Annotated in this window: 28 protein-coding genes; 8 read left to right on the top strand and 20 right to left on the bottom strand. The window is 50.6% G+C overall.

The window, feature by feature from the left end; all coding sequences use genetic code 11:
• Window positions 1-28 precede the first annotated feature (28 nt).
• The 12 genes from ABI361_09675 to ABI361_09620 form a co-directional block, all read right to left on the bottom strand.
• Window positions 29-1045, bottom strand: coding sequence for a zinc ribbon domain-containing protein (locus ABI361_09675; GenBank protein MEO9320931.1), 1017 nt, complete (start codon window positions 1043-1045; stop codon window positions 29-31).
• An 8-nt stretch (window positions 1046-1053) separates the two neighbouring features.
• Window positions 1054-2154 (bottom strand): SPFH domain-containing protein, encoded by a 1101-nt coding sequence (locus ABI361_09670; GenBank protein MEO9320930.1) that lies wholly within the window; start codon window positions 2152-2154, stop codon window positions 1054-1056.
• 16 nt (window positions 2155-2170) lie between these two features.
• On the bottom strand, window positions 2171-2710 hold the full coding sequence (locus tag ABI361_09665; GenBank protein MEO9320929.1) for a hypothetical protein: 540 nt from the start codon (window positions 2708-2710) through the stop codon (window positions 2171-2173).
• A 174-nt stretch (window positions 2711-2884) separates the two neighbouring features.
• Window positions 2885-3556: a hypothetical protein gene (locus tag ABI361_09660; GenBank protein MEO9320928.1), complete on the bottom strand. Its 672-nt coding sequence runs from the start codon at window positions 3554-3556 to the stop codon at window positions 2885-2887.
• An 88-nt stretch (window positions 3557-3644) separates the two neighbouring features.
• A complete protein-coding gene (locus ABI361_09655) occupies window positions 3645-4754 on the bottom strand; it encodes a site-specific DNA-methyltransferase (protein MEO9320927.1) in 1110 nt (369 codons plus the stop codon).
• A gap of 77 nt (window positions 4755-4831) precedes the next feature.
• Entirely contained in the window at window positions 4832-5170 is a 339-nt protein-coding gene (locus tag ABI361_09650) for a hypothetical protein (protein ID MEO9320926.1), read from the bottom strand.
• Window positions 5171-5274: 104 nt separating this feature from the next.
• Window positions 5275-5544 carry a UBP-type zinc finger domain-containing protein gene (locus ABI361_09645; protein ID MEO9320925.1) on the bottom strand — a complete coding sequence of 90 codons (270 nt, stop codon included), beginning with the start codon at window positions 5542-5544 and terminating at the stop codon, window positions 5275-5277.
• An 80-nt stretch (window positions 5545-5624) separates the two neighbouring features.
• Window positions 5625-7031: a patatin-like phospholipase family protein gene (locus tag ABI361_09640; GenBank protein MEO9320924.1), complete on the bottom strand. Its 1407-nt coding sequence runs from the start codon at window positions 7029-7031 to the stop codon at window positions 5625-5627.
• 51 nt (window positions 7032-7082) lie between these two features.
• Complete coding sequence (locus ABI361_09635) at window positions 7083-7904, bottom strand: hypothetical protein (GenBank protein ID MEO9320923.1); 822 nt, start codon at window positions 7902-7904, stop codon at window positions 7083-7085.
• 63 nt (window positions 7905-7967) lie between these two features.
• Entirely contained in the window at window positions 7968-8255 is a 288-nt protein-coding gene (locus tag ABI361_09630; protein ID MEO9320922.1) for a hypothetical protein, read from the bottom strand.
• Window positions 8230-8706 carry a hypothetical protein gene (locus ABI361_09625; GenBank protein ID MEO9320921.1) on the bottom strand — a complete coding sequence of 159 codons (477 nt, stop codon included), beginning with the start codon at window positions 8704-8706 and terminating at the stop codon, window positions 8230-8232. The genes ABI361_09630 and ABI361_09625 overlap by 26 nt, the downstream gene beginning before the upstream one ends.
• A gap of 322 nt (window positions 8707-9028) precedes the next feature.
• Entirely contained in the window at window positions 9029-9883 is an 855-nt protein-coding gene (locus ABI361_09620) for an AAA family ATPase (protein MEO9320920.1), read from the bottom strand.
• Between the two features lie 180 nt (window positions 9884-10063).
• On the opposite strand from ABI361_09620, the gene ABI361_09615 reads away from it, so the two are divergent.
• From ABI361_09615 to ABI361_09605, 3 genes are all read left to right on the top strand, one after another.
• Complete coding sequence (locus ABI361_09615; protein MEO9320919.1) at window positions 10064-10942, top strand: alpha/beta fold hydrolase; 879 nt, start codon at window positions 10064-10066, stop codon at window positions 10940-10942.
• Between the two features lie 204 nt (window positions 10943-11146).
• Entirely contained in the window at window positions 11147-11437 is a 291-nt protein-coding gene (locus ABI361_09610; GenBank protein MEO9320918.1) for a hypothetical protein, read from the top strand.
• Window positions 11438-11620: 183 nt separating this feature from the next.
• Window positions 11621-12883, top strand: a complete 1263-nt coding sequence (locus ABI361_09605; GenBank protein ID MEO9320917.1) for a patatin-like phospholipase family protein — start codon at window positions 11621-11623, stop codon at window positions 12881-12883.
• A 144-nt stretch (window positions 12884-13027) separates the two neighbouring features.
• On the opposite strand, the gene ABI361_09600 is transcribed toward ABI361_09605, so the two are convergent.
• The gene (locus ABI361_09600; GenBank protein MEO9320916.1) at window positions 13028-14437 is read right to left on the bottom strand and encodes a hypothetical protein; all 1410 of its coding nucleotides are present in this window, start codon (window positions 14435-14437) and stop codon (window positions 13028-13030) included.
• Window positions 14438-14669: 232 nt separating this feature from the next.
• Here ABI361_09600 and ABI361_09595 point away from each other — a divergent pair, with 232 nt between their 5' ends.
• Together ABI361_09595 and ABI361_09590 are read left to right on the top strand one after the other, a co-directional pair.
• Window positions 14670-14867, top strand: a complete 198-nt coding sequence (locus tag ABI361_09595; protein MEO9320915.1) for a hypothetical protein — start codon at window positions 14670-14672, stop codon at window positions 14865-14867.
• A gap of 362 nt (window positions 14868-15229) precedes the next feature.
• Window positions 15230-15628 (top strand): response regulator, encoded by a 399-nt coding sequence (locus ABI361_09590; GenBank protein MEO9320914.1) that lies wholly within the window; start codon window positions 15230-15232, stop codon window positions 15626-15628.
• Window positions 15629-15894: 266 nt separating this feature from the next.
• On the opposite strand, the gene ABI361_09585 is transcribed toward ABI361_09590, so the two are convergent.
• From ABI361_09585 to ABI361_09575, 3 genes are all read right to left on the bottom strand, one after another.
• A complete protein-coding gene (locus ABI361_09585) occupies window positions 15895-16326 on the bottom strand; it encodes a VOC family protein (protein ID MEO9320913.1) in 432 nt (143 codons plus the stop codon).
• A gap of 67 nt (window positions 16327-16393) precedes the next feature.
• Entirely contained in the window at window positions 16394-16765 is a 372-nt protein-coding gene (locus ABI361_09580) for a thioredoxin family protein (protein MEO9320912.1), read from the bottom strand.
• A 264-nt stretch (window positions 16766-17029) separates the two neighbouring features.
• Complete coding sequence (locus tag ABI361_09575) at window positions 17030-18349, bottom strand: plastocyanin/azurin family copper-binding protein (GenBank protein MEO9320911.1); 1320 nt, start codon at window positions 18347-18349, stop codon at window positions 17030-17032.
• 166 nt (window positions 18350-18515) lie between these two features.
• Here ABI361_09575 and ABI361_09570 point away from each other — a divergent pair, with 166 nt between their 5' ends.
• Window positions 18516-18869 carry a winged helix-turn-helix domain-containing protein gene (locus ABI361_09570; protein MEO9320910.1) on the top strand — a complete coding sequence of 118 codons (354 nt, stop codon included), beginning with the start codon at window positions 18516-18518 and terminating at the stop codon, window positions 18867-18869.
• Between the two features lie 25 nt (window positions 18870-18894).
• On the opposite strand, the gene ABI361_09565 is transcribed toward ABI361_09570, so the two are convergent.
• Together ABI361_09565 and ABI361_09560 are read right to left on the bottom strand one after the other, a co-directional pair.
• Window positions 18895-19227, bottom strand: coding sequence for a hypothetical protein (locus ABI361_09565; protein ID MEO9320909.1), 333 nt, complete (start codon window positions 19225-19227; stop codon window positions 18895-18897).
• A 20-nt stretch (window positions 19228-19247) separates the two neighbouring features.
• A complete protein-coding gene (locus tag ABI361_09560) occupies window positions 19248-19556 on the bottom strand; it encodes a hypothetical protein (protein MEO9320908.1) in 309 nt (102 codons plus the stop codon).
• A gap of 168 nt (window positions 19557-19724) precedes the next feature.
• Between ABI361_09560 and ABI361_09555 the strand changes: the two genes are divergently transcribed.
• Both ABI361_09555 and ABI361_09550 read left to right on the top strand, forming a co-directional pair.
• Entirely contained in the window at window positions 19725-20303 is a 579-nt protein-coding gene (locus tag ABI361_09555; GenBank protein ID MEO9320907.1) for a hypothetical protein, read from the top strand.
• Between the two features lie 54 nt (window positions 20304-20357).
• Window positions 20358-20681, top strand: a complete 324-nt coding sequence (locus tag ABI361_09550) for a winged helix-turn-helix domain-containing protein (protein ID MEO9320906.1) — start codon at window positions 20358-20360, stop codon at window positions 20679-20681.
• A gap of 265 nt (window positions 20682-20946) precedes the next feature.
• Here the strand turns inward: ABI361_09550 and ABI361_09545 are convergent, their stop codons facing one another.
• Both ABI361_09545 and ABI361_09540 read right to left on the bottom strand, forming a co-directional pair.
• Complete coding sequence (locus tag ABI361_09545) at window positions 20947-22005, bottom strand: class I SAM-dependent methyltransferase (protein MEO9320905.1); 1059 nt, start codon at window positions 22003-22005, stop codon at window positions 20947-20949.
• 827 nt (window positions 22006-22832) lie between these two features.
• Entirely contained in the window at window positions 22833-23207 is a 375-nt protein-coding gene (locus tag ABI361_09540; protein ID MEO9320904.1) for a hypothetical protein, read from the bottom strand.
• Window positions 23208-23272 lie beyond the last annotated feature (65 nt).

The following is a 23272-nucleotide window of genomic DNA, read 5'->3' as shown; positions in this document are numbered from 1 at the left end:
GCAGGTTGCGAGGAAACCCTTTGGGCACTCAGATGCCGATACTGTTTATTGGCGTTCCTGAATTTGCGTCAATTACAAAGATTATCTTATTGCCCTTGTGATCGTAACGGGCGAACCAGATGGGTGCATGGAGCAATTCAGCCTCCGCAACTTCCATCTCTGTATGAATCTGCTGGATCATGTGGTACTGCGCATGAGCGCGCTCGGACTGCCGCTGGTCCACATACGTCTTGGCCTGGTACTTGGCCATGTCCTCGCTGATGTCGCCGTTTAGCGCCTTGATGCTCTTGTCAAAGGTCGAGGCGTCGAACAACTTTCTATCGTCCAGCGAAAAGTTGTAATCGTGCGGCTGGTACTCCGTAAGGGCTTTGAGGGCGACGACAGGATAGTTGTAGTTCTGATCAAGCTTGTATGTTCTTTTCTGATTCATCCCGCCACCGATTAGGCCACCGCCTCCGGCCATCATGCCTCCAAGCATCGCTCCCCCCAGCAGGCCACCGCCTCCCATTCCAAACCCTCCGCGGCCTCCTCGCTGGCTTCCCAAACCGCCCATCACTGCCAGAAGCGCCGCGGTCGTGGCTATCGAGCCGGCCTCGCTCGCGGTGTCAACAGATATGATCTCAGTTCTAGCGGACACGGGGACGATCCAATAAGGTATGTAGCTCAGGTTCATTTCCTCGAGTGTAGAGCTCTCCTGCAGGTGGTGCCTGAAAATTCCCTTGTCCATTACATCGTGGATTATGCCAGTAATCTTGTCCTTGTCGCGCACCTTTGCCGCAAGCATGGTGTGCTTTTGTATGTTCTTCCATCCTTCGGTTCCAAGCGTGATGCTTGTGCCGCAGTATTCACAGGCGATGACCATCTCGCCGAACTTAGGCGTGATAGGGGCACCGCAGCTTGAGCACTTTAGCTGGCTGGCGACCGGAGAAGCAATAACTTGCTGCGGAGGGCTTGTGGCCGATTGCTGCTGGTTGGTACCGCACTTTAGGCAGAAGGCAGCGCCGTCTGGAAGCTGGGTTCCACATTTGGTACAGTAGAATGGCATCTTTTCGCCTACACCGCGATTTTGTTTCCGCAGTTTGCGCAGAATTTTGAGCCTGCAGAGACGGTCGAGCCGCAGTTAGGGCAGAATTTGGCACCCTGCTGCTGGGAGGGAGTCTGCTTCTGATCAGCGCCGCAGTTTGGACAGAAATTGTTCGACGCCGAGATAATTGTGCCGCATTTTATGCAGCTCTTTGAGGGCGGCTGGTTCATGCCTTGTGCCATCTGTCCGCCCATTGCGTAGCCGATTCCGCTGCCAGCGCCAAACCCTGCTCCAAGGCCGGCGAGCGAGCCTGCGCCCCCGGACGGATTGCTCGCAGCCTCTGTCATTGCCTGGCCTGCCTGGTACTGCATGTAATTGACGCCGAGGACGGACATTTCCGACCTGGTGTCAATTGCCTTTTGAACTTCGTCTGGAAGGCTTATGGTAAGACCGGAGATCTTGTTAATCTCTACCCCGTACTGGCCAAAGTTGTCAGGTGAGGTGGAGAGCACCACCTGCTCGATGCTTGTAAGGTTTGGAGCAAGGTCGGTGACTTTCATTCCCTGCGCCTTCATCTTGCCGATTGCGCTATAAACAAGCACGACCAGTTGCTCACGCAGCCTGCCTTCGATCTGGTCGGAAGTTTCGAGGTTGAAGGTGCCGACAAACTGGTTGATAAAGTTCTCCGGCGATGACACCCTCCATCTGTATTCGCCATATACCCTGAGGTTCACTATTCCAAAGAGCTGGTCAATGAACTGGTACGGCTGTGTGCTTCCAAACTTGCCGTCCATGAAACGCTTCTGAAGGTAATAGACCTCGGCCTGCTGCTGGACGCCCGTGAAATATTTTAGGAGGCTGCCGACTATGGGGGCATTGATACTGGTCAGCGCATAGCGGTTTGGCTGGTCAAAGTAAGTCAGCACCTTGCCGTCGCGGTAAAAGACCGCGATTTCGTCTTCGCGCACCACAATGTTGTCGTTAAGCCTTATGTTGCGCGGCACTTTCCACATGACGTTATTCTGCTTGTACTGGTCCTCCCAGTTTATCGTGATAGAGCCAAGGACGCTGCCTCCCTGGGCGGGAATGTCGCTCCCGCCTTCGTTTTTGTCTGGATGCCTGTGAAACATTTTCACTTTCCCACAGTTATTTTAGCTGGATGTTACTGACTGCTTCCATCCTTATGGACCACTTGCGCTTTAGATCTGAAAGGTTGTGGCTGATGGTTGATAGCGCCGCAAGTATGTTGCCGGGTGATGAAGGGTCATAAACAAGGGCAGAGGTGCTGCCAAGTACGGATATCGAGGAGCTGACAAATTCATAGTCATACTCGTAAAGGCTGTTCAGCTTTGCCTCATCAATGCTTATTGATGCCGCCAGGCCGGAATAGCCCTGCTGCGCGTGGCGCACTTCGCCCGAAAACTGCTGGATTTGAAAAATAAGCGATCCGACTGAAGACAAGTTTGTAAAATCGCCCGCGTTTGCCATCTGCTTTCTCAGCCCTTCAAGGTTTTCCCTCGAGAGGTCAAGCTTGTCTGCGACCTGGTTGCGCAAAAGTTCGTCTGCGACGCGGATATCCTCGCTTCTCCTGTAGCTGTTGAGGCCGGGGATCAGGAGCTGAAGCTTCTTTAGCGGGCCTCTGTTTTCTTCGACCTGGCGTCTCAGGTCAGGGTTGCCTGCTGACAATTGTGTGCGACTCGTAGAGAATTCGCCGTTGACGATAATAAACTTGGCGGGTTGCTCCCAATGCCTGTGGTCCATTGGCCGCAAAAGGGGGGCACCTGCTTGGCCATGCACCATTTCGCAACCCTGCATCTCGCCTGAGTCCCTTTACCAGGCTCATCAGGCTGGCGTCCATGATTACGCGGCTGAACTGTCGGCCCCTGTTTGGCTGTCCCTTGCAGACAGGTGGTCCAAGAGTATCCTGTTCATCCTTGTAGCCAGTAAAAGCAGACCGGCGCCGGAAAGTACGCCGACGATAGCGATGGCCAGAATCGACAAAAGCCCAAACTGAAACACGGCTTTGACATTGTACAGATTATAGCCTGCTTGGTGCACCTGATTCTCTATGCTCTGCGATGTAGAGCCAATGCTGTTGCCCAAGTTGTCGACGTTGCCTGCAAGGGCAAGGCCGTTTGAACCCAGTCCCTGCAGATTTGTTGCGGTGTTTTCAAGGTTTGACCTCATTTGGCTGAGGTCAATGATCTTGATTCCTGCGACGCTGCAGCCAAAAGCGCACGGCATGCTGTCGGCCGTTGCCTTCAGGTTGTTTCCTGCACCCTGGATGTTTGACGAGGCGTTTCGCAGGTTGTCGGCGGCTGTTCCAACCTGCCCGGAGACATTCGGGATTTGAAAGCTGCTCAGGTAGCCTGCCGTCTGGTCTATGCCGTTTAGGGCAGGCGGCAGCGCCACTAGAGACCCGTACAAGGCCATGCCTGTGGCGACAGAGCCGATGGCTAGAATGGCTATAGCGATAAACTGGACAATCTTGACCGAATACAGCGTGCAAATCCTCCCGTTTTCCCTGCTCACTCGCAAACCATCAATTTATGACTTGCTTAGCTTGGAGCTCCGGCCCAATTCTGTCTGGCCGATCTAGGTTACAACGGAGGCAGGAGCGCTAGGCGGAATCGTCGGCCCTGACCAGAATCTCCAGATGGTTTGAGGACTCTCTTGCTACGGTCTGCGCCAGCTTCTGGTCATACCTGCCGCTGATGGCGTCGCGAATGTTCTTCTCAGCCGTCTTGACGTTTTCAGGATAAAGGTCGATCCCGGTGAAATTTCTGCCGGTAAGCGCACACACGATGCCGGTCGTTCCGCGGCCCATGAACGGGTCAAGAACCCAGTCACCCTTCTCTGATGCAAAGTTGATTATCCGGGCCACAAGGTCCTCGGGAAAGATTGCAAAGTGCTCGTTTCCATAGTGTGCCTTTGTAGAGATCTCCCAGACGTTGCCGGGGTTCTTGCCCGCCGGATTGCAGACTGCAAATATCGGGTAGTGCTTGTGGTCGCCTATTCGCTTTCGCGTCGCGTGCCTCTTGAACTTCCTGTAACAGGTCGGGCAGTATTTTTCCGGGTCGTATCCGTAGGCAGCCGAGATTTCACTTGTCGTAGGGAGCGAGCTGAACTTGGTGTCGGGCCTCGAGCTGTGGATTATTTCCTGAAGCTCCTGGATCTTTTGCTTGTCCGGGTTGACCGGCTGGAACTGCAGAAGGTGCTTTGGAGGCACCTTGTTCCTTCCCTCCCTTGCCTCGTTGCCGCCTACCCTGATAAGGTCAAGGTTTGCAAATGACCTTTCGTTTTTTGATAGAAAGAGGATAAACTCATAGGCCTGCGAAAGGTTCTGCCTTGTGCTGCTAGAAACGTTGTTTTTCTTGTACCAGACGATGTCTTCCCTGAAGGTATAGCCCGCGTCCACAAGCTTCAGCGCAAGCCTGTGGGGGATCATTAGTTTCCTGTTGCTTCTGCGGGTGTCGCCTATGACTATCCAGAGCGAGCCGTCGCTTGTCAGAAGCTTCTGGCAAGCGCTGAAAATATCTGCGAGCCGGTCGATAAACTGCTCGTCTGTCTTTTCCCGCCCGACCTCGCTTTGATTCTGGCCGTATCGCCTGTGGCCAAAATATGGCGGGGAGGTGATGATAACGCGATATTTTTCATTCTCCTTTGGATCCCGTGCTAGGGCCTGCAGGACACCGAGCGAATCTCCGTTTTGAAGGTTATAATCTATCAAGCGTGAGGAGCTACTTGATGGTCAATGCCGCTTATGATTTAACTTTTTTCGAGACTTGACTAGATAGTACGGGTTGACTAGCCAGGGAGATAGGAGCCAGGAAAGCTTATGGTCGGGTGGATTTCAAAGGTCAGAACACCAGCTCTTACCGCAGGGTCCCCTTCCATGATGCTTTTCGTCTCGACTGGGTCGGCAGAAAAGACGCAGATGCCGGCGGTGTTAGTCTCGTCCCTGACAGGGCATACAATGTGAAGTTTGCCGTCCCTTCTTAGTTCAAAATTCCTTCTGCCGTGCTCCCAGATAACCCTGTCAATTCCCGGCTCGGCGAGCTTTGGTGTCTTGTGCAATATCACAAGGGTATAGGGCCTGCACTTGGCCAGCATTTCACGCATGTACTCGTCCGTTATCCGGCTCATGTTGTGCACCGGGGAGCCAGGCTTTTTATCCTTTTAGAGATGTTGCTTTGGATCCCACACAAACTTGGCATTTCAAAAAGGAAGAGCGGTAGAGCACTCCCATTTTACAAATAAACCTTGTCGATGTAGCACCATTCCCAGTCTTCGCCCGGCTCGTAGGACTTGATAATGGGGTGATTCGTTTGGTGGAAGTGTTTTGTTCCGTGCTTGTTAGGCGACGAATCGCAGCATCCGACGTGGCCGCATGTCAGGCATAGCCTCAGGTGGACCCACGTTGAACCGATTTTCTCGCATTCCTCGCAGCCCTTGGTGTTTCCCTTGATGCTCTGGTTCACGGTCTTTAGGTGCGTGCACTGCACCTGTTCACCTTTCATGCTCTGGTTACGAGCCTAGCGTAATTAAAGAGTCCTCGCGACTCTGCTTGACGTTCTGGCGACGCCCAGATTCTATTGGATTATACTATTTCGGCATCCGGTATCCTGTTTGCGTCCCTTCTTCCCGCTTCAATGAGGCTGTCAATCGTGGTCGCCGAAAAATCGGCATGCTTGCCGAAAATCGTGTTCCCATCGTCTTGCCTGTCAATCCTTACAACGTTGACCTCAAACCTTCCTTCCAACAGCTCGCGGTAGTTTCTCCTGCTATGCCCTGCCCTGTCTTCGCTGCGCAGTTTCCGGTCCTTGTTCAGGATGGAATCGATTTCTGACTGCGCCGCCTTTTTGCTTCTGGCAAGCGCGATAAAATCCTGGACCAGGTTGATATAATCGGAGACCAGGTGCGCAACCTGCTCGTCGTACTTTGTCCGGTCATGGAACTTGATGTCAATCTCTCGGTCCCTGATGGCATCAAGGTCGGCCGGAACCTGGTCCTCTGTTGAAGGGTACAGGTTGACGATGTACACATCAAGGTCCGGCACTCTTGGCTTGCCTGCTTTTTCGTCGGCGCCCCGGTCATAGTCCATCTTGTGCATCTCGAAATACCGTAGCCAGTAGTCCCTGTGGCGCTGGAGCACCTCACGCAGCGGCGTGTTGCTAAGGAAGGCTCCATCCCAGAAAGTCCTCTCCTTTCCGGTATTTTGGTCCACCATACGGGGGTGATAAAGGGAGTAGGGGAACATGCATGATGCCAGCAGCTGGTCCAGCCCGATTCCGTCGTACTTTACCTTGTAGAGTCCGCCGTCGCTGCGGGCATAGCTTGAATACCATTCGTTTGCATCCCTTGGGTAGCTGTCAAAAGCCACGGCCTCGGTGCAGTCCTGAACATCCACTCCGACCAGAAGCAACCTTGGGCCTTCTCCAAATTGGTTTTTTATCGGAAAGTTTACGTTTTCTGAAAGAAACGACCTTAGCGGCGCATAGTCGTAGCCCAGCCACGCGGAATCAAAGGGGTTGGCGTCGAGGAACTTGTAGTCAAACTTTGGTATAGTCCAGGACAGATTCTTTGCGCCCATGTAAGGCGTGTTTGCCAGCTGCACCCAAGACCAGTACCTCCGCGCGCCTTCCGGATGAGCAAGCGCCGGGTTCATTTTGTCCATGAAATTCCACATGCTCTCAAACATGGCGCGGGCTGCGGGGTTGTGGCCATAGTCCACCCAGGTGTTGTTCTTTAACTGGTTCCACGATTGCAGAAGCGACTCTGCTGACCCTTCCCAGCTCTTGCTTTTCTGGTAGTGGTCTACAAGGACTGTGGCGTTAATCGCGCCGATGGAAGCGCCCGCGACTACATCAAAAAGTGTGGTCTTCCAGTTTGGATCTTTCCTTTTGATTCTTGAAGAAATAACCTCAAAGATTCCGGCCTCATAAGCACCGAGAGCGCCTCCGCCCTGCATGATAAAGACGCGCTGTCTCTTGGGGATTGGAGCCATTGACCCTAGATGTTATGAGAATTATTTGTGCATTTCCGCAACCGTCATAGCCTAATCCATTCCGCGGTCAAGACTTACTGCGCTCAGTCTCAGAAACACCTTGAGTTCTTTTGCCCAGCGCATGGGAACCGGAGTAAGGTGTTCTGAAAAGGAACCGTCTTTTCCGTTTTCGTTGGCCGGAACGCGGTCTTCAGCCAGCATCCTGTCGACGCATCGAAGCAATATTTTGGCGTACTGGCCACCTTCTTTTGAGCCAATTTGAGGGTTAGCCTCAATGCCGGATTTTATCATCATACCCATTACTGCCCGGGCCACGACTGAGGCAAACGAGCTGCACATTATCGAGTCGTCGGTTGCCTCAAGATTCAGATAGCCGTTCTTGACGCTTTTGGCAATTTCCGGAACCAGGAGCGTGCCCACAAGGCTACTGCCTGCCGAGCTGTCCTTGGATATGTGCTCAAGGAGAAGAAAAGGAGACCCGTGCCTCTTTGATGCGGCGTCTATAATCTGCCGCGCTTGACTTGGGGACAGGTCGACTAATCTGTCGTCTCCTTCAGCAAGATCCACAAATGCGGCAAAGTCGCCCCGTATGGTAGTGGCGTATAGGTCGGCCATGACCCCGGTCTTTGTGCTCTTGGCGCCGGCTTTCTGCAGGTAGTTCTGGTTTAGCAGATCGTGCATTCTCCTGTTAATCGTGGGATAATGGATTCTTGTTTTGGAGGTGTCGGACAGGAATTTTGAGACCGAGTAGATAAGCGAAGGCCCGTTGAGGGCCAGAAACCGGATTATGCGCGCGTTGAGCCTGCCCTCCCTTCCCCGAAATACCAAAGGCAGAGCATGCGTCCTGCTCGCAGCGTAATCGCCTGAACTCAAAATCCTGGCCTTTAAATTTCTAGCCGGGCGCAAATATTTAACCAATCCCGATCCTCCCCGCGCCTAGCAGCGCAGCGGAGAATCCAGAACGGCTGGCCGCTCCAGTATCCCTTTTATCACTAGGGCCAGCCGGTTCAAAAGCTCGGCCTCGTCGTCAAGAGCCACTATGAGGTGTCCGCACCCGGAACTGCACAGGACCTGGACGTTGCAGCACTTGATCCCGTTTGGCATTACGTAAAACGAGCAGGCAAGTGTAATCTCGCCGTGCAGAGGCGAATCGCCAAGCTTTGACAGCTCCAGGTTAAGAGCTTCAAGCAGCGCTTCTTCACTTCCGGTGGTAATGCTCTCCACGCTCCTGTCCTGCAAGCCACAGCTCAATTGCTATTTCCTTTCTCAGCCTGCCGTACTTGCCGTTATTTCTGAGCGGGACTGTGTGCCTGCATTTGCCGCAGCGGACCCTTTTTGGATGGGTGAGGTCCAGATGGTATAGCGGCAGCAGACCACACTGGGGGCAGCGGTAGTGCGTGACGAATTTTCGCTGGACAGTTGAGAGGACCCGGAATTCAACCTTTGATTTTTCGCACGCGCACCTCGCCTTGACTAGCAGGGATTGAAACTTGGCGTCTATCTCTGGCGGGTTCAGGTAATCAAGCGCTAAACTTGTGTCCCTCTGGGGCATTGCGGGATTTGGTCCGTCGACTAGTACCTGGGGGTCGCGATAAACCCCGATGTCAAACTGGCTGCCTGCCTTACCACCTTGGTTAATCTTTGAATCTTCATTTGCGAGCCGGAATAGACTCATGATACCTGTAATGGAGGTTTTGATAAAATAGTTGACCAAAACGGCAGTGCATAGTGTGCATCTGATATTTTTCAAATGCACAGAATGCGAGGCAGCACACGCTAAAAATTAAGTATTGCAGGATAGGATAATAGCTGACCAGAAATTTCGCTAACAACAAACGACAAGAAGTGTATTTTGTGCGGCAGGGAGCCTGCCTCAGGCGCGCTGGTAGAGACCTTGGACGGAGTCGAGTACGTATTCGACAAGACTATTTGCCAGGTCACGTTCAAAAAGCTCTACCGGGTTTACGGCAAAGACTTTCTTTCCAGCTATCACTGAACTACGAGAACCGTGCCGCCAGCTGTTCGAGTTTTTCCGCGAACGGATGATTTCTGTGGCGCAGGACGGTGAGAAACTCCTTTTTGTCAAACTGGATGTCACAGTAGCACGGAATGGCAGAGATCATGTCCATCCCGATTTCGCGCGAAAGGCTGGCGCCCGGCTCCGTTTCTTCAAACTGTGCGGGCACGGCCGTATCGCCTTGTTTTGTCCTCTGGAAGGAAGGATGGGGAACGCAGTAGCCGTTCACCCTGTTTAAGAGAAGGAATGGTTTTGCGCCAAATTCCTCAAATGCCCTGTAAAGCTCTGCAGCCATCCTTCTTGTGCCGTCTATGTCAAGTTCGCCGAACTTGAGCGTAAGCAGGAGAATGTCAGCTATTGCAAGCGAGTTGATCGACCAGAACCTTATGCCCGGGCTTGTGTCGATGAGGATAAAATCAGAATCAAAATCCGAAATCAGGCTCTCGCGGAGCTGGATGAACTTGCTTAGCAGCTTGAGCTTCGGCTTCTCGTCCTTGCCAAGGCCGCTATCGACCTTGAAGATTTCCTCCTTCTGGGGGTTTGAAAATCCTACCCACAACTTGCCGACCTTGTCCGCGCCAAGACCGCTGATGGCAGGCGTCATGTCGACCATGACCTGGGAAACGTCTGCGTCGCCGAGGAGCAGGTCGTTAATCCACCTTTTGGGTGTGTGTGCAAAGTAGGCCTGAAGGCTCGGAGCATACACGTCAAGGTCCAGCATGGAAACTTTGTAGCCCCGAGTCGCCAGAAGGGCGGCCAGGTTGCAGGCCAGAGTCGTCTTTCCGGTTCCGCCCTTGTATGAATGGAATGCGATAGATTTTGGAACGCGGCTCAATGGGCTCGGATTGGGTTAACATTCGTTTTATTTAAGTAAACCAACAGACTTCATTTTCTCCAGTCCATTTTCTCTTTCTTTACTCGGAAAGCTACAATGAACGACCGTTTAGCCGGGCGCATGCTTTCAAAATTTTAAAAGCAACGCTTACGTCTATCCGATAGCTCAAGCATGCATGAAATGGCTCGAGATAATTCCGGCACGCTGGCAACACGGGGTCACAGCAATTCAATCGTCAAAGTTCCACAGGAGCACATTACGACAGTCGACGGGATCAAGACACATTATTTTGAGTCCGGTCCTGACACACAGGGTCATGTATTGTTTATTCACGGGCTCGGCTCTTCCGCGGACAGGTGGCTTGACATCCCCCTTGCATTATCATTCCACTATCACACCCTTGCAATAGACCTGCCAGGCTTTGGACTGAGTGACAAGCCCAGCCCGGGGGGTGCCATGGAATACACCATTCAAGACTTTGCCCGGTTTGTAGTTCAATTTTTGCGCAGTTTAGGTTTTGAAGACAGACGGACAACTCTTGTGGGACATTCACTTGGCGGGTATATCGCCGCCGAGGTGGCGGTTCAAAATAGGGAATTGGTTGACAAACTGGTACTGGTTGACACGTCAGGAATGCTTGATGGTCCAACTCCCCTGCTCAAGCAGTACCTTGCGGCGGCTCTGAACCCGACACGGCAGACAGTACGGCCAGTTCTCGAACAGCTGGTCGCAAATCCTGTGAGGATACCTGATGCGCTGGTAGACGGGTTCATATACCGTCTTGGGTTGCAGGGCGCGAGAGAGGCATTTGTCGCTGCATACGATAATAGCGTCAGCACTCAGCTTGGAAAACAAAGACTTGAACAGATTGCCAGCAAGACTCTGTTAATCTGGGGGTCGCAGGACAAGCTTATTCCACTAGAGCCGTATTGCAACATTTTCCACCAGTCAATCAGGGATTCAAGACTCGTTGTAATAGACGATGCAGGCCACGCGCCGTTTTCAGAAAAGCCTGCCGTGTTCTGTGAGGTTGTGAAGCAGTTTTTGCGTCACAGCTAGCGGCCGATAAACAGTAATTCGATTGCGCAGTGCGCTAATGGCTATTTGTCGTATTTTATCACGATTCATTATAGTGCTGTACGAACCTGTATGATACGGGCAGAAGGCAAAGAAATGCCGGAACCAGTGTCAAAATGTACTGCGTGGCAGCAACTGTATCGCTCCCTGAGATTCTTTATATGAAACCGTACCAAGTTGATTAGCGTGGTAATGATATCAGTCACCGGGATGCTCAAGTCGATAAACCCTGCCACAAACAGGCTCGTAATCGAAGGGCCAGTAGAGTCGGATCAGCCTGCCTTTTACCGCTTCTTGACGAACCCCGGGCCCGTGCCTCCAGCCTTCCAATATTTCGTGTCTTTCTGGCAAGCCGCCACCAAGCTTGATGGAAGGTATGACTACAATCCTGCATTACAGGCAGAATTGGAACGAAGGATTGGCAAGTGGGTTTCGCTGGTAGTCGACGACGGAAGGGCAATTAGACTAGTACCCTGAAAGAATAGCTCCCAGGCATATCGTCGGAGCGATAATTCTCTCTGCCCACTCAATAGTTCGCGATGAGTTATTCTCTAACCTGAAATTCGTTGAAATAGGGTCTTGTAAAGCCTCGAAACAGCGGCCATAATTGACTGCTTTTCCTATACTATACTTAATAATTACTGCGCATGTCAAGATTCTATGGCAGCTCCTCCAGCGGTGCAGACGGCTCTGATCCTTCAGGGAAGTGCTGCTCTTGGAGCATATGAAGCAGGAGTTATCAAGGGGTTATTTGATAATCTAGGGCTCAAGCCTGATATCATCGCTGCGACATCCTCGGGTGCCATTAATGCTGCAATTCTGGTCAGCTACTTTCAGCAGACAGGTAGTTGGAACGGTGCAGCGGACAGAGTTTTGGATTACTGGTACCACAAAGCCGCAGTCGCGACCCCTTTCGGAGTTCCTTTGTTTCCAGAAGACGTAAGGAGATACTATTCAACGAAACAGTTTTTCTTTACCGGTCTTACGTCAACATATAGTCCTCCCATTCCTGTGCCCGACTCCAGGTTCAACGACAATACCCCCGGCGATAGCACCAACAATGTGTGGTACAAATATGACGACACTCCTCTTTCAAATGCTATACAAAGCACTTTCAACGGAGCGCCTTTCATTAACTTTCCACTAAAGACAAGTCCCCCTGAGCCTAGGCTGCTTGCGGTGGCAACGGAGGCACAGTATGGTCAAGCAGTGACATTTGACAGTTATACTCTAAAATCGACTTTCAATTACTGCGATCCGGTTACGTGCAAACCCACTGACGTAAACTTGGAGTACCCTGCAGGAATGGGGCCGGAACACATTTTGGCGAGCTGCACGGTGCCGCTCATTTACGACTACCAGCAGGCAAGCGGCAGATACTTCTGGGATGGATGGCTTGTCAGCAATACGCCCCTGCGAGAGCTCATACAGTCGCATCAGGATTACTGGACAAATACAGTACACGCGGCTTTAGTTCCTGACCTTGAAGTGTACATCGTCGATGTATGGCCTTCAGAAACCCCGTCGCTGCCGACCGACCACGATGGCGTCAAGGACAGGATGCAGGACTTGATTTATTGCGACAGATCGGATTATGACAAAAAAGTGGGAATGCTAGTCACGGATTTGATTACGCTGTCAAAGAGCCTTATGCAACTTGCAGCTGACAGTGGGGCGCCGGCACCTGCTTTGGCTGCAATTCTCAACCGAAATGCATCAAGCAAAAAACGAGATGGGACTGCCAGAACATTCCGCGAACTGTTGCAAGGAGGAGTAACTCTGCGCAATGTGACAACCATCCAGAGAAAACATGATCCGAATGGTGTCTGGGCCAAGTGGACCGATTTAACTTTTGAAACAATTGATCAGATGATAAAGGAGGGCATGGACTACCAGAAAAAGTCCTGTGTAAGTGGCTCGTAAGGTCTCAAATCTCGAGCGCTTGTGTTCAAGGCGCTCTCGTGAACTTTATGATAATTGCCCGATGGAACATACAATTGCGTTTTCAGATAGAGTTGCAGTCGTGAATTGCAATCCCCCAACGTTCACAAAGTGCGCAAATACGGCTCAAGATTCCGACGGGCTGGGCTGGCGGCCACTCTTTAGTGCCTTCTTTTCCCGAGCCTCTCTTATCACAAGTTCCAGATACTCTTTAACCCCGTTATCATCTGTCATCTCGGATTCAACCCCTGTCTCCCTTTCCATCACGTCTGCCTGCTGGCGGACCAGTTTTACGACCTTTCTCGTGACCTCGGCCTCCATCTGCGCGTTGCCAAGAGTATCAAGCAAGGCATAGTCCTTAGCATACCTTCGAGCTAAATTCCGAAGTTCCGCGTCCTGTACAAGTGACAGGCTGACCGCGTAAATGCCAATGGTAAACATGAAGGCGCCAAGCACCGCTAAGGCGCGCTGGATAGCTCCAAAGGGCGGGTAGGAGGCGTTTGGAATCCAGTTGTTAGCCGTTGGCGATACCAGAATGGTTGAGAGAGCCGCAATTATCAGATAGTTGATGATTTTCTTGTTGCCGGCACTTCCGACTTGCTTTTCGACAGTCCTAGCTACCAGAAGGTATGCAAAGAGTATCACAAAGTCTGCCGCGACCCAGCCGGCGGTCCCTATAATCCTAAAGTAGATGAACCGGGGGTCGGCATACACGAATGCTGACCCAGTCGTCAGCAGCTGCGGCGCAAATATCCCGAAAAAATTGAGGAACGGAGGCAGGATTACTATTGCCCAGAATGTCGCCCTTCCTATCTGGTCCTTGAAGAATCGCAGGAAAAACGCCACGGCAACAGTTTCTGCGGGAATGGCAAGAACCACAGGCACAATAAAGACGTAAAGGAGAACCAGGTTTTCCGTGCCTGACAGGGTTATTGTGATGTCGTTGCTTGACTGGTAGGCCGGGGTTATGGCCTGCGGCCTTGAAAAAACAAAGACCTTGGTGTCAAGCACAGTGGTGGTGGTCACGCTGATGGCAAATAGCATTGACGATACGGCAAATGCAAGTATCATGGCGTTACGCCGCTTGTTGCTGCTCGACTTGAACCATGAGAGGAATTTGAAGGTGCGAAAGCCAAAGAACAACATGGGGACAATTCCGCTTATCAGCACAAGCGGTATTATCAGGGCTGTGCTGTACTGCGAGAAAACCACCATCTCTACGATTATTGCTGCAAAGATTGCCAGGAGAGCGTACAGAAACTTTGGCGTTGCCCGGTAAAGTCTGTTAAAAAATGATTGACCTTCGAGGTCCTTGCGCAGTACTTTCATGCAGTCCCGCAGGAGATACAGGCCGGCGAAGAAAACCGCGGCTGTCATTGCTATGAACAAAGCCACGCCAAAGTTGGAGTCAAGAGGTTTTCCAAAACGGTCAAGGAAGGTGCCAAAGACAACATCCGCCAGAATTATCGCCCAAGCAACAAAAGTCATCAGGTATGTTTTCTTGGTAATGATGTCCGTGATGACTAGCAGTTTCATTTGGCGGCTATCACAATTTTCAGACCAACTACGTAAACCAATTATAAAAGAAATCTCCACGGATCATGTCGATTTGTGTACACATTATGCTTTGATTCTCTATTTTTTCTGCGCTAGTGACCAATATTCAAGAATGTGGAAAGCTGCACCTCATTACTCAATAACAATTGATCCAAAAAGCCAAACTATTTCGACCTTCAACGATTTCAGCTAGGCGGTGCTACAAGAGAGGATGCAAAGTCAGCCTATTCCAGACGAAAAGGAACTGACAGAGCAAGCAGAAGCTGCCGAGCTGCGCAACGAGCTGAGAGAACTGAGAGCGGCCAAAGTCGAGCAAATGATGGCAGCAATGGACGACAATGACGTTTTGCGAGCATTTGGTTACCGCAGACAGATCAAGGACCTCGACAGAAAAATCAGCACTCTGTAGACGGTTCTTGCCTCAATCAAAAGCAGCGTTTTTCAAGATTCCGCTTCAAACGAGAGTATGCTGAAGATCAATATACCTTTTCCCTCAAACGCAAAGCGATATAGCTCGACAAAGTACAGCGACCACCGCTCGCCCATGTCATGATGCATGACGAACAGGTGCTACTTCCTTGACGGTGCTTCTGCTAGAAACCACCAACCCGGCAACTGAAGCAATTTAGAAAATGCGTGCTCTGCAAACCGATTCGCACATTGCAGGTTTATGTAAACAAACCGCAGGTCTTGCCTCAAACCAAACAATTTTCCGGTATTCGCACAATAAATTCCTCATGGGTATATACTTCTGGCCCGCAATATGAGGAGATGACGCAGGAACAGCAGCAAAAGAAAGCATTGGTAATGTTAGTGGACGATGAAGTGGACGCGCTTGGCGTCTTTAGCGCGGGCCTTAAAAGAGACGGCTTTAATGTTCATGCTTTTTCCAACCCGCTAATAGCGCTTGAGCATTTCAAGTATTCTCCAAACGAATGTCAGGTGTTGATATCCGATGTCCGCATGCCGGGGCTCAGTGGGTTTCAGCTTGCCCGGAAGGTCAAGGAGATAAACCCGCATGTCAAGGTAGTCTTGACGAGCGCGTTTGAGGTCAACAAGTCGGAATTTGAGACTGTACTGCCTGATGTACCCGTGGACGCGTTCCTGGAAAAGCCAGTCTCTCTGAAACAGCTTGCAGAGACCGTGCAGAAGCAGCTTGGTATAGAATAACCTGGATCTTCAATCGTACCTTCCCGGGGCCGTTACTTGCGCAAATAATCTTGCGCGTTAATGCCTGCCAGAATAGAAAATTCGTCCTCCAGGTTGCAGCACTGGCAGCCAGCCTCGATGCACTGGCTTCGAAGCTCGTGGGTGCAATCGCTGCAGGGACAAACTGCGTTTTCAGGTCTGGTATGGAGTATGGCTTTGTCGCTACTGAATTGCTATTTGAATTTTTTCTAAAGTGGATCGTTTTCAGACCAATGCAAACAGCCGTCCTACATTTTTGGCTGCAGCATGCTCACGCGGTTTCCTTCCGTGTCCATAATCGATATCCACAGGCCTACGTTCGGTATTTCCATGGGTTCCATGCTGGGTTTGCCTGAGCCGTCCATTGCACCTAATATCTTGCCCCCCGCGGCGACGACTTCTTTCATTGACTTGTTGATGTCATGTACCGCTATGACGACTGACGGGGCGTGCGACAGGGGGTTCTCTATCTTTTGGTAGAAACCGCCGTTAATCGAGCCGGGATTTTTTGGGCGGCCCGTCCTTTCGTCGCTTTCCGAAGTTGTGACGACCACATAATTGCCCATCTCAGGCCCCATCTCCTTGGACTGCCAGCCAAACACTCTTGTGTAAAAGTCCACCATCCTCTTTCTGTCATTATAGCCCATTTCAAAATGCACTACCGGACTTGCTTCTGTCATTGTACCTGCCAGATTCTCGCTAGCCTTTAAAAGTTTGATCTAAGACGCTTTCTAGTCCGGTTCCTTTCTACCTACCCACCGGTGTGCTATTTGCCAGGCAACTTTCCATCTCTTGCAGCGATTCGTCAATCTTTTTCTTCAAGACTGGTTCTATAGCGTATCCAACGTGCTCGCCGACCTCCCTTCCTTTGCAGTAGAACTTGAGCGTAGGCGTGCCCTGAATTGCAACTTTGTTGAGTATTTGATGGTTGGCGGGAAAGTCAACCACTAGTCTATAAAACGTCAACCTGTCTCCGTACTGGTCAGATAATTTGCTGTACAGCGGCTCCAAGGCTTTGCAAAAGCCGCATCTGACAGCAGTGAAATTTACTATTACTGGCAGCTTTGACGATAGCACATTGTCATTCCATGACTGTGCAGTTAATTCTTGAACTACCATTCTTGCTTACGTGTTGTGCACCGTAGTAAAAGCATAATGAATGCTTGAAGACTCTACCGTCAAACTGGCGCCTCGATGCTCTAACTCGGGCTGGTCGGCTAAACGCGAGTTGTACAATGCAGGTAATCTTGCCATGCATTTTAAAGAATCATTACCCTTTGCAGCATGCTTCATGTCCGCGCCGGTCTGGATCTCTAGATGGATATGATTTTCCAAGGATTGTATGGCTGTCAATCGGTCAAAAAGAGAGGACGGAAGTCTCGGTTATGAAACTTGTATGACTCCGCGCATATGGGTATGTATCATGCAGATGTACTCGTAAGTCCCGGGGCTGTTGAAGGTATACGAGAACGTCTTGCCGGCTCTTAAAACCCCGCTGTCAAAAGTTCCGTCCGGCTCAGTCGTTCCAGCTTTTACTGACGTTACCGTGTGGGTATTTCCATCCGTGTTTACAAACGTGACAGTAGTTCCGGCTTTGATATTCAGGGTATTTGGAACAAAGAATGGTGACTCGAGACCCACAATGCTCACTGTATTGCTCTGCTGCGGATTGGCGGCACTAGACGCGTTTGCTGTCCCCGTGGACGATTGAGCAGCAATAATGTTGAATTGAGTATGCGCCTGGCCCCAAGTGTAGTTTGAAAGCGGGCTTGGCTGCAGGTTTACATCAATCACATAATTGCCCGGAATAGGAAATGACGGCATCAAAGTCATAACACCGGTGTGTCCATGTATGGCGCCGTGCATTGTCATCATGTCTTCCACTGGGGCTGACTGCGACAGGACATACCCAGAGCTACTTTCCGTGACGGTTACCTGAAGATCTGGATGAGTTATCATGGCACTGTCGTTTGCCCTTGTAACCGTTATCACAAATGGTGTAAGTTTGTCCGTCACAATCGCGCTTGCGGTGCTTGCCAGCTCCACATTCAGACCCGTCCCCGGTACAGTCCCGGCAATTGTATGCACTTGATTGTAGGGCTGAACGTAGACTGGAAAGTCAAATGTTCTTGCCCCAAAGTCGTTGACCGGATCGGTTTTGAATCCCATGGGACTGCCTGAGAGCATTGTGTGTGTCCTCCCCTGGGGTTCAACCTCAAGACCCATCATCATGCTTCCAATGGAAGACACCGTCAACGACACAGAGTTATTTCCGGCTGTAGGGAAAGCGACTTTGAAGTTCATTACCCCGACATGCGTATGACCGGTGGTTGTCTTGTAAATGACCTTTCCATCAGGATCTTTTACCGAAATTGCCCAGTCAACATGGCTCAGTCGTGCCGACGAATTTGCGTCCATCACCTGCAGCTGAACTGACGCCAGATCATATGCGTGGATTATAGGTTGTGCTGAAAAAGACAGCTTTATTCCGTCTGACACTTTTGAGAGCGGCTTGTTTTGAGAATCTACTGCGCCGCTGGGCTGTTGTCCACCGTCCGTCGTCATTGACATCTGAGACATGGAGCTTGGCTGAGCGACTGCAGAACGCGTCTGGAGGGTACTGTTAAAGAGCTCGGAGCCTGCCAGAGCTGCCATGAGAACAGATGCAACCGCTGCTGCAACTAATATGGCCTTTGTTTTCATTGGCCAGAGCATCAATGAATTTGCATATAGCGTTATGTACAATTCATGTACAAATCTAATACAAATTTAGCCGCAGGAATAGCGTGTTGTAATGCAGAACGCACGCTGGATTCGATAATTAAATAACCCGCGCTACCGTAGCTTACCAAAAAGGGCAGCCTCGGGGATGTTAGTTACAAGCCGTAAAGCAAAACAGGCAATCCTCACGGCTCTTGCAGACGAAGAAATGGTAAAGATCCTAGACTGCGTTATGGAAAAACCCATGTCTGTCAACGAAATAATGAGAGAAAAAAAGATACCCTATACTACGACCTACCGGAAGACCAAATGGCTTTTGGACGAAGGGCTTCTCGTCGTTTCAAAGATAGACATAACGCCCGACGGCAAGAAATCGAGCCTTGTCCACACCGTGCTAAAATCGATCACTGTCAAGTACGTACAGCACGATATTTCGGTCGAAGCTGATCAAAATGTTGATGTTGTAAGAAAGGTAATGGAAAAATTCTTTTCAGTGGAATAATGCTGACATCATCTGTTTTTTCTCGCTAATCCTGAACCGCACTATCATACCTGTCGGCTAGGCGCCTTGTTGCCCTGTTTGAAAGAACAAGCCTCGACCACAAGACTGTGGTAAGAAATATTGTTGCAAGTACGTGGAGCTCCGAACCTGCTTCTGGAGGCAAGCCGGTGGCTGCTTGAATGGGGCTCAGTTCTGCCAGTTCACCGACGACGTAGATGCCTATAAACACCGATATTTGCGTCGGAAAGCTTTTCAGGTTTCTGCTCTTTGCAGCAAGGGCCACAAAAATTCCAAGAGAAGCCAGGAAAAGGCCGCTTGTAAGAAGCCCGGCAAAGAAAACAAGGTCAGTGGAAGCCATTTAACAGCATCCAGAATTTGTTATTTCGTCACGTGGCTCCTGACCTTCTGCTTCTGCAGCCCCTTGCTCATTAGCAAATAAGAAAGAGCTGCGGCAGCAAGGACGGCAGCAGATAGCGGCTCAAGTACAGCCTTTGACAACAGATTCAATCCAAAGACAGAAGCGGTATGATACACGCCCTGAGCGATAACAAAACCGGCGAGGATAACCATTGTGACTCTCATTGGGTTGTCGGTGCTTTTCTTTGATTTGATTATAAAGTAGAGCGGAACGGCCGCAGATGCAAAATAGGCAACAGCATCAATGAGATTGTACAGTGCTTGAATCAATATGAAAAGCATCCTGCCTACCTGTCGGCATGTACTATTTTTGAACTGACTGAAAAGTTATAAAAATAGATCTACGATATCCAGCTTTGGATTTCATTCTTAAAATTCAGACAAGGATTTTGTCTCTAATTTTATAATCAAAAGCTTGTAACTAAAGTACGGTCAAACTTGAAATCGATTCGATCAAAATCGGTCTACCTCGGAGCCGCCTTGGGCGCAGGCATAGCTGCGATAATTGTAGTCCTGGTTGTTTCAGCAGGCAACAGTGCAGCCAATACTTCGACAAATAATCTGGCACCTGCTGCAGCAAGTAACACATCAGGATGGTCTACCACGAACCGGACATTCTGGATTGATACAATTCATCTGGACGGAAGTGCAAACATTTACGGCGATAGTAAACACCCACCAGAACCGTTTCCCGTAAATGCCACCTACCCCTCGGGCGGTGGATTTGTGCTAACTGCTCCTGACAAAACCGGCGCATGGAATTTCAGGTCGTTTACCTTTTCCACGTCTCAGATAGTCGTATACCAAGGTGATAAAGTAACGCTTAATTTTGTGGGGGTGCAGGGTCCATCCCACTACATCGAAGTTCAGGGAATAGCATCATTTGCGCTCACAAGGGGCCAAATTCACACCGTGACATTCACTGCTGACAAAGTCGGGACGATAAATTACTTCTGTCATGTCCATATGCCCAACATGCGTGGAGAAATCGTGGTGCTGCCAAGGCCCGCGGCGTGATGATATTGTCGTCACATTACGAGCCCTTGAAAAAAGGCAGGATGGGGTAGCGCGGTGGAAACAAACTCGTATGCAAGGCACCTGCTGCAATTCGTCTTTACAGCCTCAAAGGGAGGCGTCAATCGAATGAGAATAGTGTCGCAGCTGCGGCAGAGACCGCTCAATGCGTACCAGCTGTCTATCAATCTGGACCTGAATTACAAGGCAATCCAACACCATCTCAAAGTGCTTGAAAGTAATAATCTGGTAATTCGGATTGGGGGCAAATACGGCGCTGCTTTTTTCATATCTCCGTTCTTGGAAGTAAATTTTGGTGCTTTTGACAGCATGGTAATTGAGCATGATAAAGAACTGCTAGCGCCAATGCACATCGCCTAGCGCAAGCTGGATTCCGGACAACTTTGCATTTACCTGGGGCGGAGGACCTTGGCATCAGTCTTGTGCTACTGTCACGACAAAACCTTCAACAGATGTGAATGTTCAATTCATACCTTCGATCCGGTCAGGGCATTGCTGAGTTACTGGCAGGAAGTGCTAAAGTCCACGTTGAATGCCTGAAAGAATCACTCGGTCAAATAATTGCCTTGACAGTGACGCGTTATTCACTACCTTCCTACCCGAGGCTCAGCAGTTTCCTGCATTACTACGGCCTTGCCTCAAAGACGAAGTTAAATGGAGTCTGCGCAGCCCTTCGAAACCTTGTAAATCCCGCGCGCGTGACTATCTCTTTGATTCTTGCCTCGCCGGCCTGCGCGCCTAACGCTGGCCCGTGTTCATTCAGGGAAGCAGGAACGCATATGGTCGCCGATGCAGCATAGAATACCCGACCAACTTCGTTGAGATTGTCTTCAACCTTGTCATTGGCAAAAGGCTCGACAAGCATCCACGTTCCGTCTTTTTTCCTGAGTGATTGAAGCACGTACTTTGCGGCCCCTGATGGGTCGCCCATATCATGGAAGCAGTCAAAGCAGGTTACAAAGTCATAGTCGTCGCCGGGATAGTTTGTCGATCCTGCAACTTCAAATGTTACATTCTTTAGCCCGGCGCGTTCTGCGCGGTTTCTTGCAGATTCTATGGATGGCCGGTGATAGTCGAATCCGATTATTTTCGCATCAGGGTACGACCGTGCCATCAAAATGGTCGATGCTCCGTGACCACATCCCACGTCTGCCACTTTTGCGCCACCATTTTTGAGCCTTGCTTCGACGCCATCCAGTGAAGGGATCCAGCTTGAAATCAAGTTTGCAACGTAATTTGGCTTGAAGAACCTCTCCGTGCCTTCAAACAGGTAGTGGTGATGGTCTCCCCATCCAAGACCAGTGCCTGTCCTGTAGGCGTTGATTATCTTCTCTTCATCCTTGAAAAGGCTGACAATGGTCTGGTAAAAGCCAGCAATATATGCAGGACTATTTTCGTCTGTAAGAGCCATGGCATGCTCTTCCGGTATCACATAAGTCTTGGTAGCAGCATTGTAGGTGACAATGCCCCCTGCAGCTTGGGCGGCGAGCCATTCAAGTATCATTCTAGGGTGTGTTCCTGTCTTTGCCGCTAGTTCCTCCGGTGTCAGCGGACCGGCACCGGCCATCGCCTTGAAGAGTCCTAGCCTGTCACCGATAAAATTGAGCAGCGTGCCTTCGGCGGCGCCCCATTCATTGATTGCTTTTCCTATGAACTGTTGCAGTCTTGCCTGATCAATCGGCATTTTTTTACTTGAACCTCCAGTCTGGGCTCATGGAACATTGAACGAATCATGATTATTTAAGCAATTTTCTTGGATGCGGACGCACGAACCGATAATACGTTGCATCGCAGCTGATAATCCCAGAAACCTAGAGTTCCAAGCATAATGCAGAATTCCCGCGTGAATCAGGCGCCACGATAAGCTGTCGTACTTCAGGCCTCGACCCGCTAGCCCGTCTGGGCCGCAGCCCTGTGTCCTAGATGTCTTTCAACATGGCAGGTTGCAAATCACGGTACTAGTATGACCTGCGCCTCACCCTCAACGGGTGCTTGCAGCATGGGCACCTATTGTCCTGTACCTTTATGTAAATGCCACAGCTTGTGCATCTCTTAAAGCCATTCTTGTATGCAGAATTCTTGCCGCCTCCAATTATTTCAGCGCCACAGCTGAGGCATTTTTTGAGTCCGGCGCCCGGAGTATCATTGCCGCCTGTCGTCTCCAGCCTAGAACAGTTGCCGCGGCAACCAGAGGCCAATGCCTGAAATATGCAGTGCACGAAAATAAACGTACTCAAAGGCCTGTTCTTGTCTGCGGAGTTGACCATTGCAAGCTAGGCTATTGACTTTGGAAACCAGAGCGCGATTGCGCTAATTGGCCGGACAGATTCGCACTTGCATCTTTGCGTCGCGCAAGCATTTGTCGCAGTGTCTTTTTGGCGCGCGTGCTCCATTTGTCTCGGATAAGGCTTCTGTCCTCGCGTCTTTCACAGCTAGAGCGGTCGCTCGTTAGCCTGCGAGGGCGCCATGCGTGTAACCCTGCCTGTATCGGTTTTTCCACTTGCGCGCAATCTAGGCTGCTGCGGGAGGCCAGACAGTCGGGACATCTTCGCCCTTTATACGGTCTAGAAGCTGTAGGCCTAGCCTAGAGAGCACAAACTTTCTGCTGTTCCAGTAATCGTACCTGCCGTCAACAATCCTGCTTACAACAGACGGGTCAGAATTTGCATTAATGTAGCGGGTGTCAATTTCCAAGACGCCGTTTACAAAGGCAAACACAATGTCCTGCTTTGTCATGCCAAATTCCAAGAGTTCAAGCGTTGAGAGGCTGGCGATGTCCATCAGCTTAACTACCTTGCGAGCCGATTCGTTATGCAGCAACCACTCCATGGTCTCGTGAGAGGCAGGGATTCCGTACTCCATTCGCCTTTCGAGCATATTGGTCATTTGACTTGGTCAACTCACGCTAATGCTAATAGCTGTCGGCATAATTAAGGCCCCGGAGTACAATG

Source organism: Nitrososphaera sp., assembly GCA_039938515.1.
Taxonomy (GTDB): Archaea; Thermoproteota; Nitrososphaeria; order Nitrososphaerales; family Nitrososphaeraceae; genus Nitrososphaera.
Note: the sequence above shows the minus strand (reverse complement) of the source record. Positions and strands in the feature narration are given on the sequence as shown.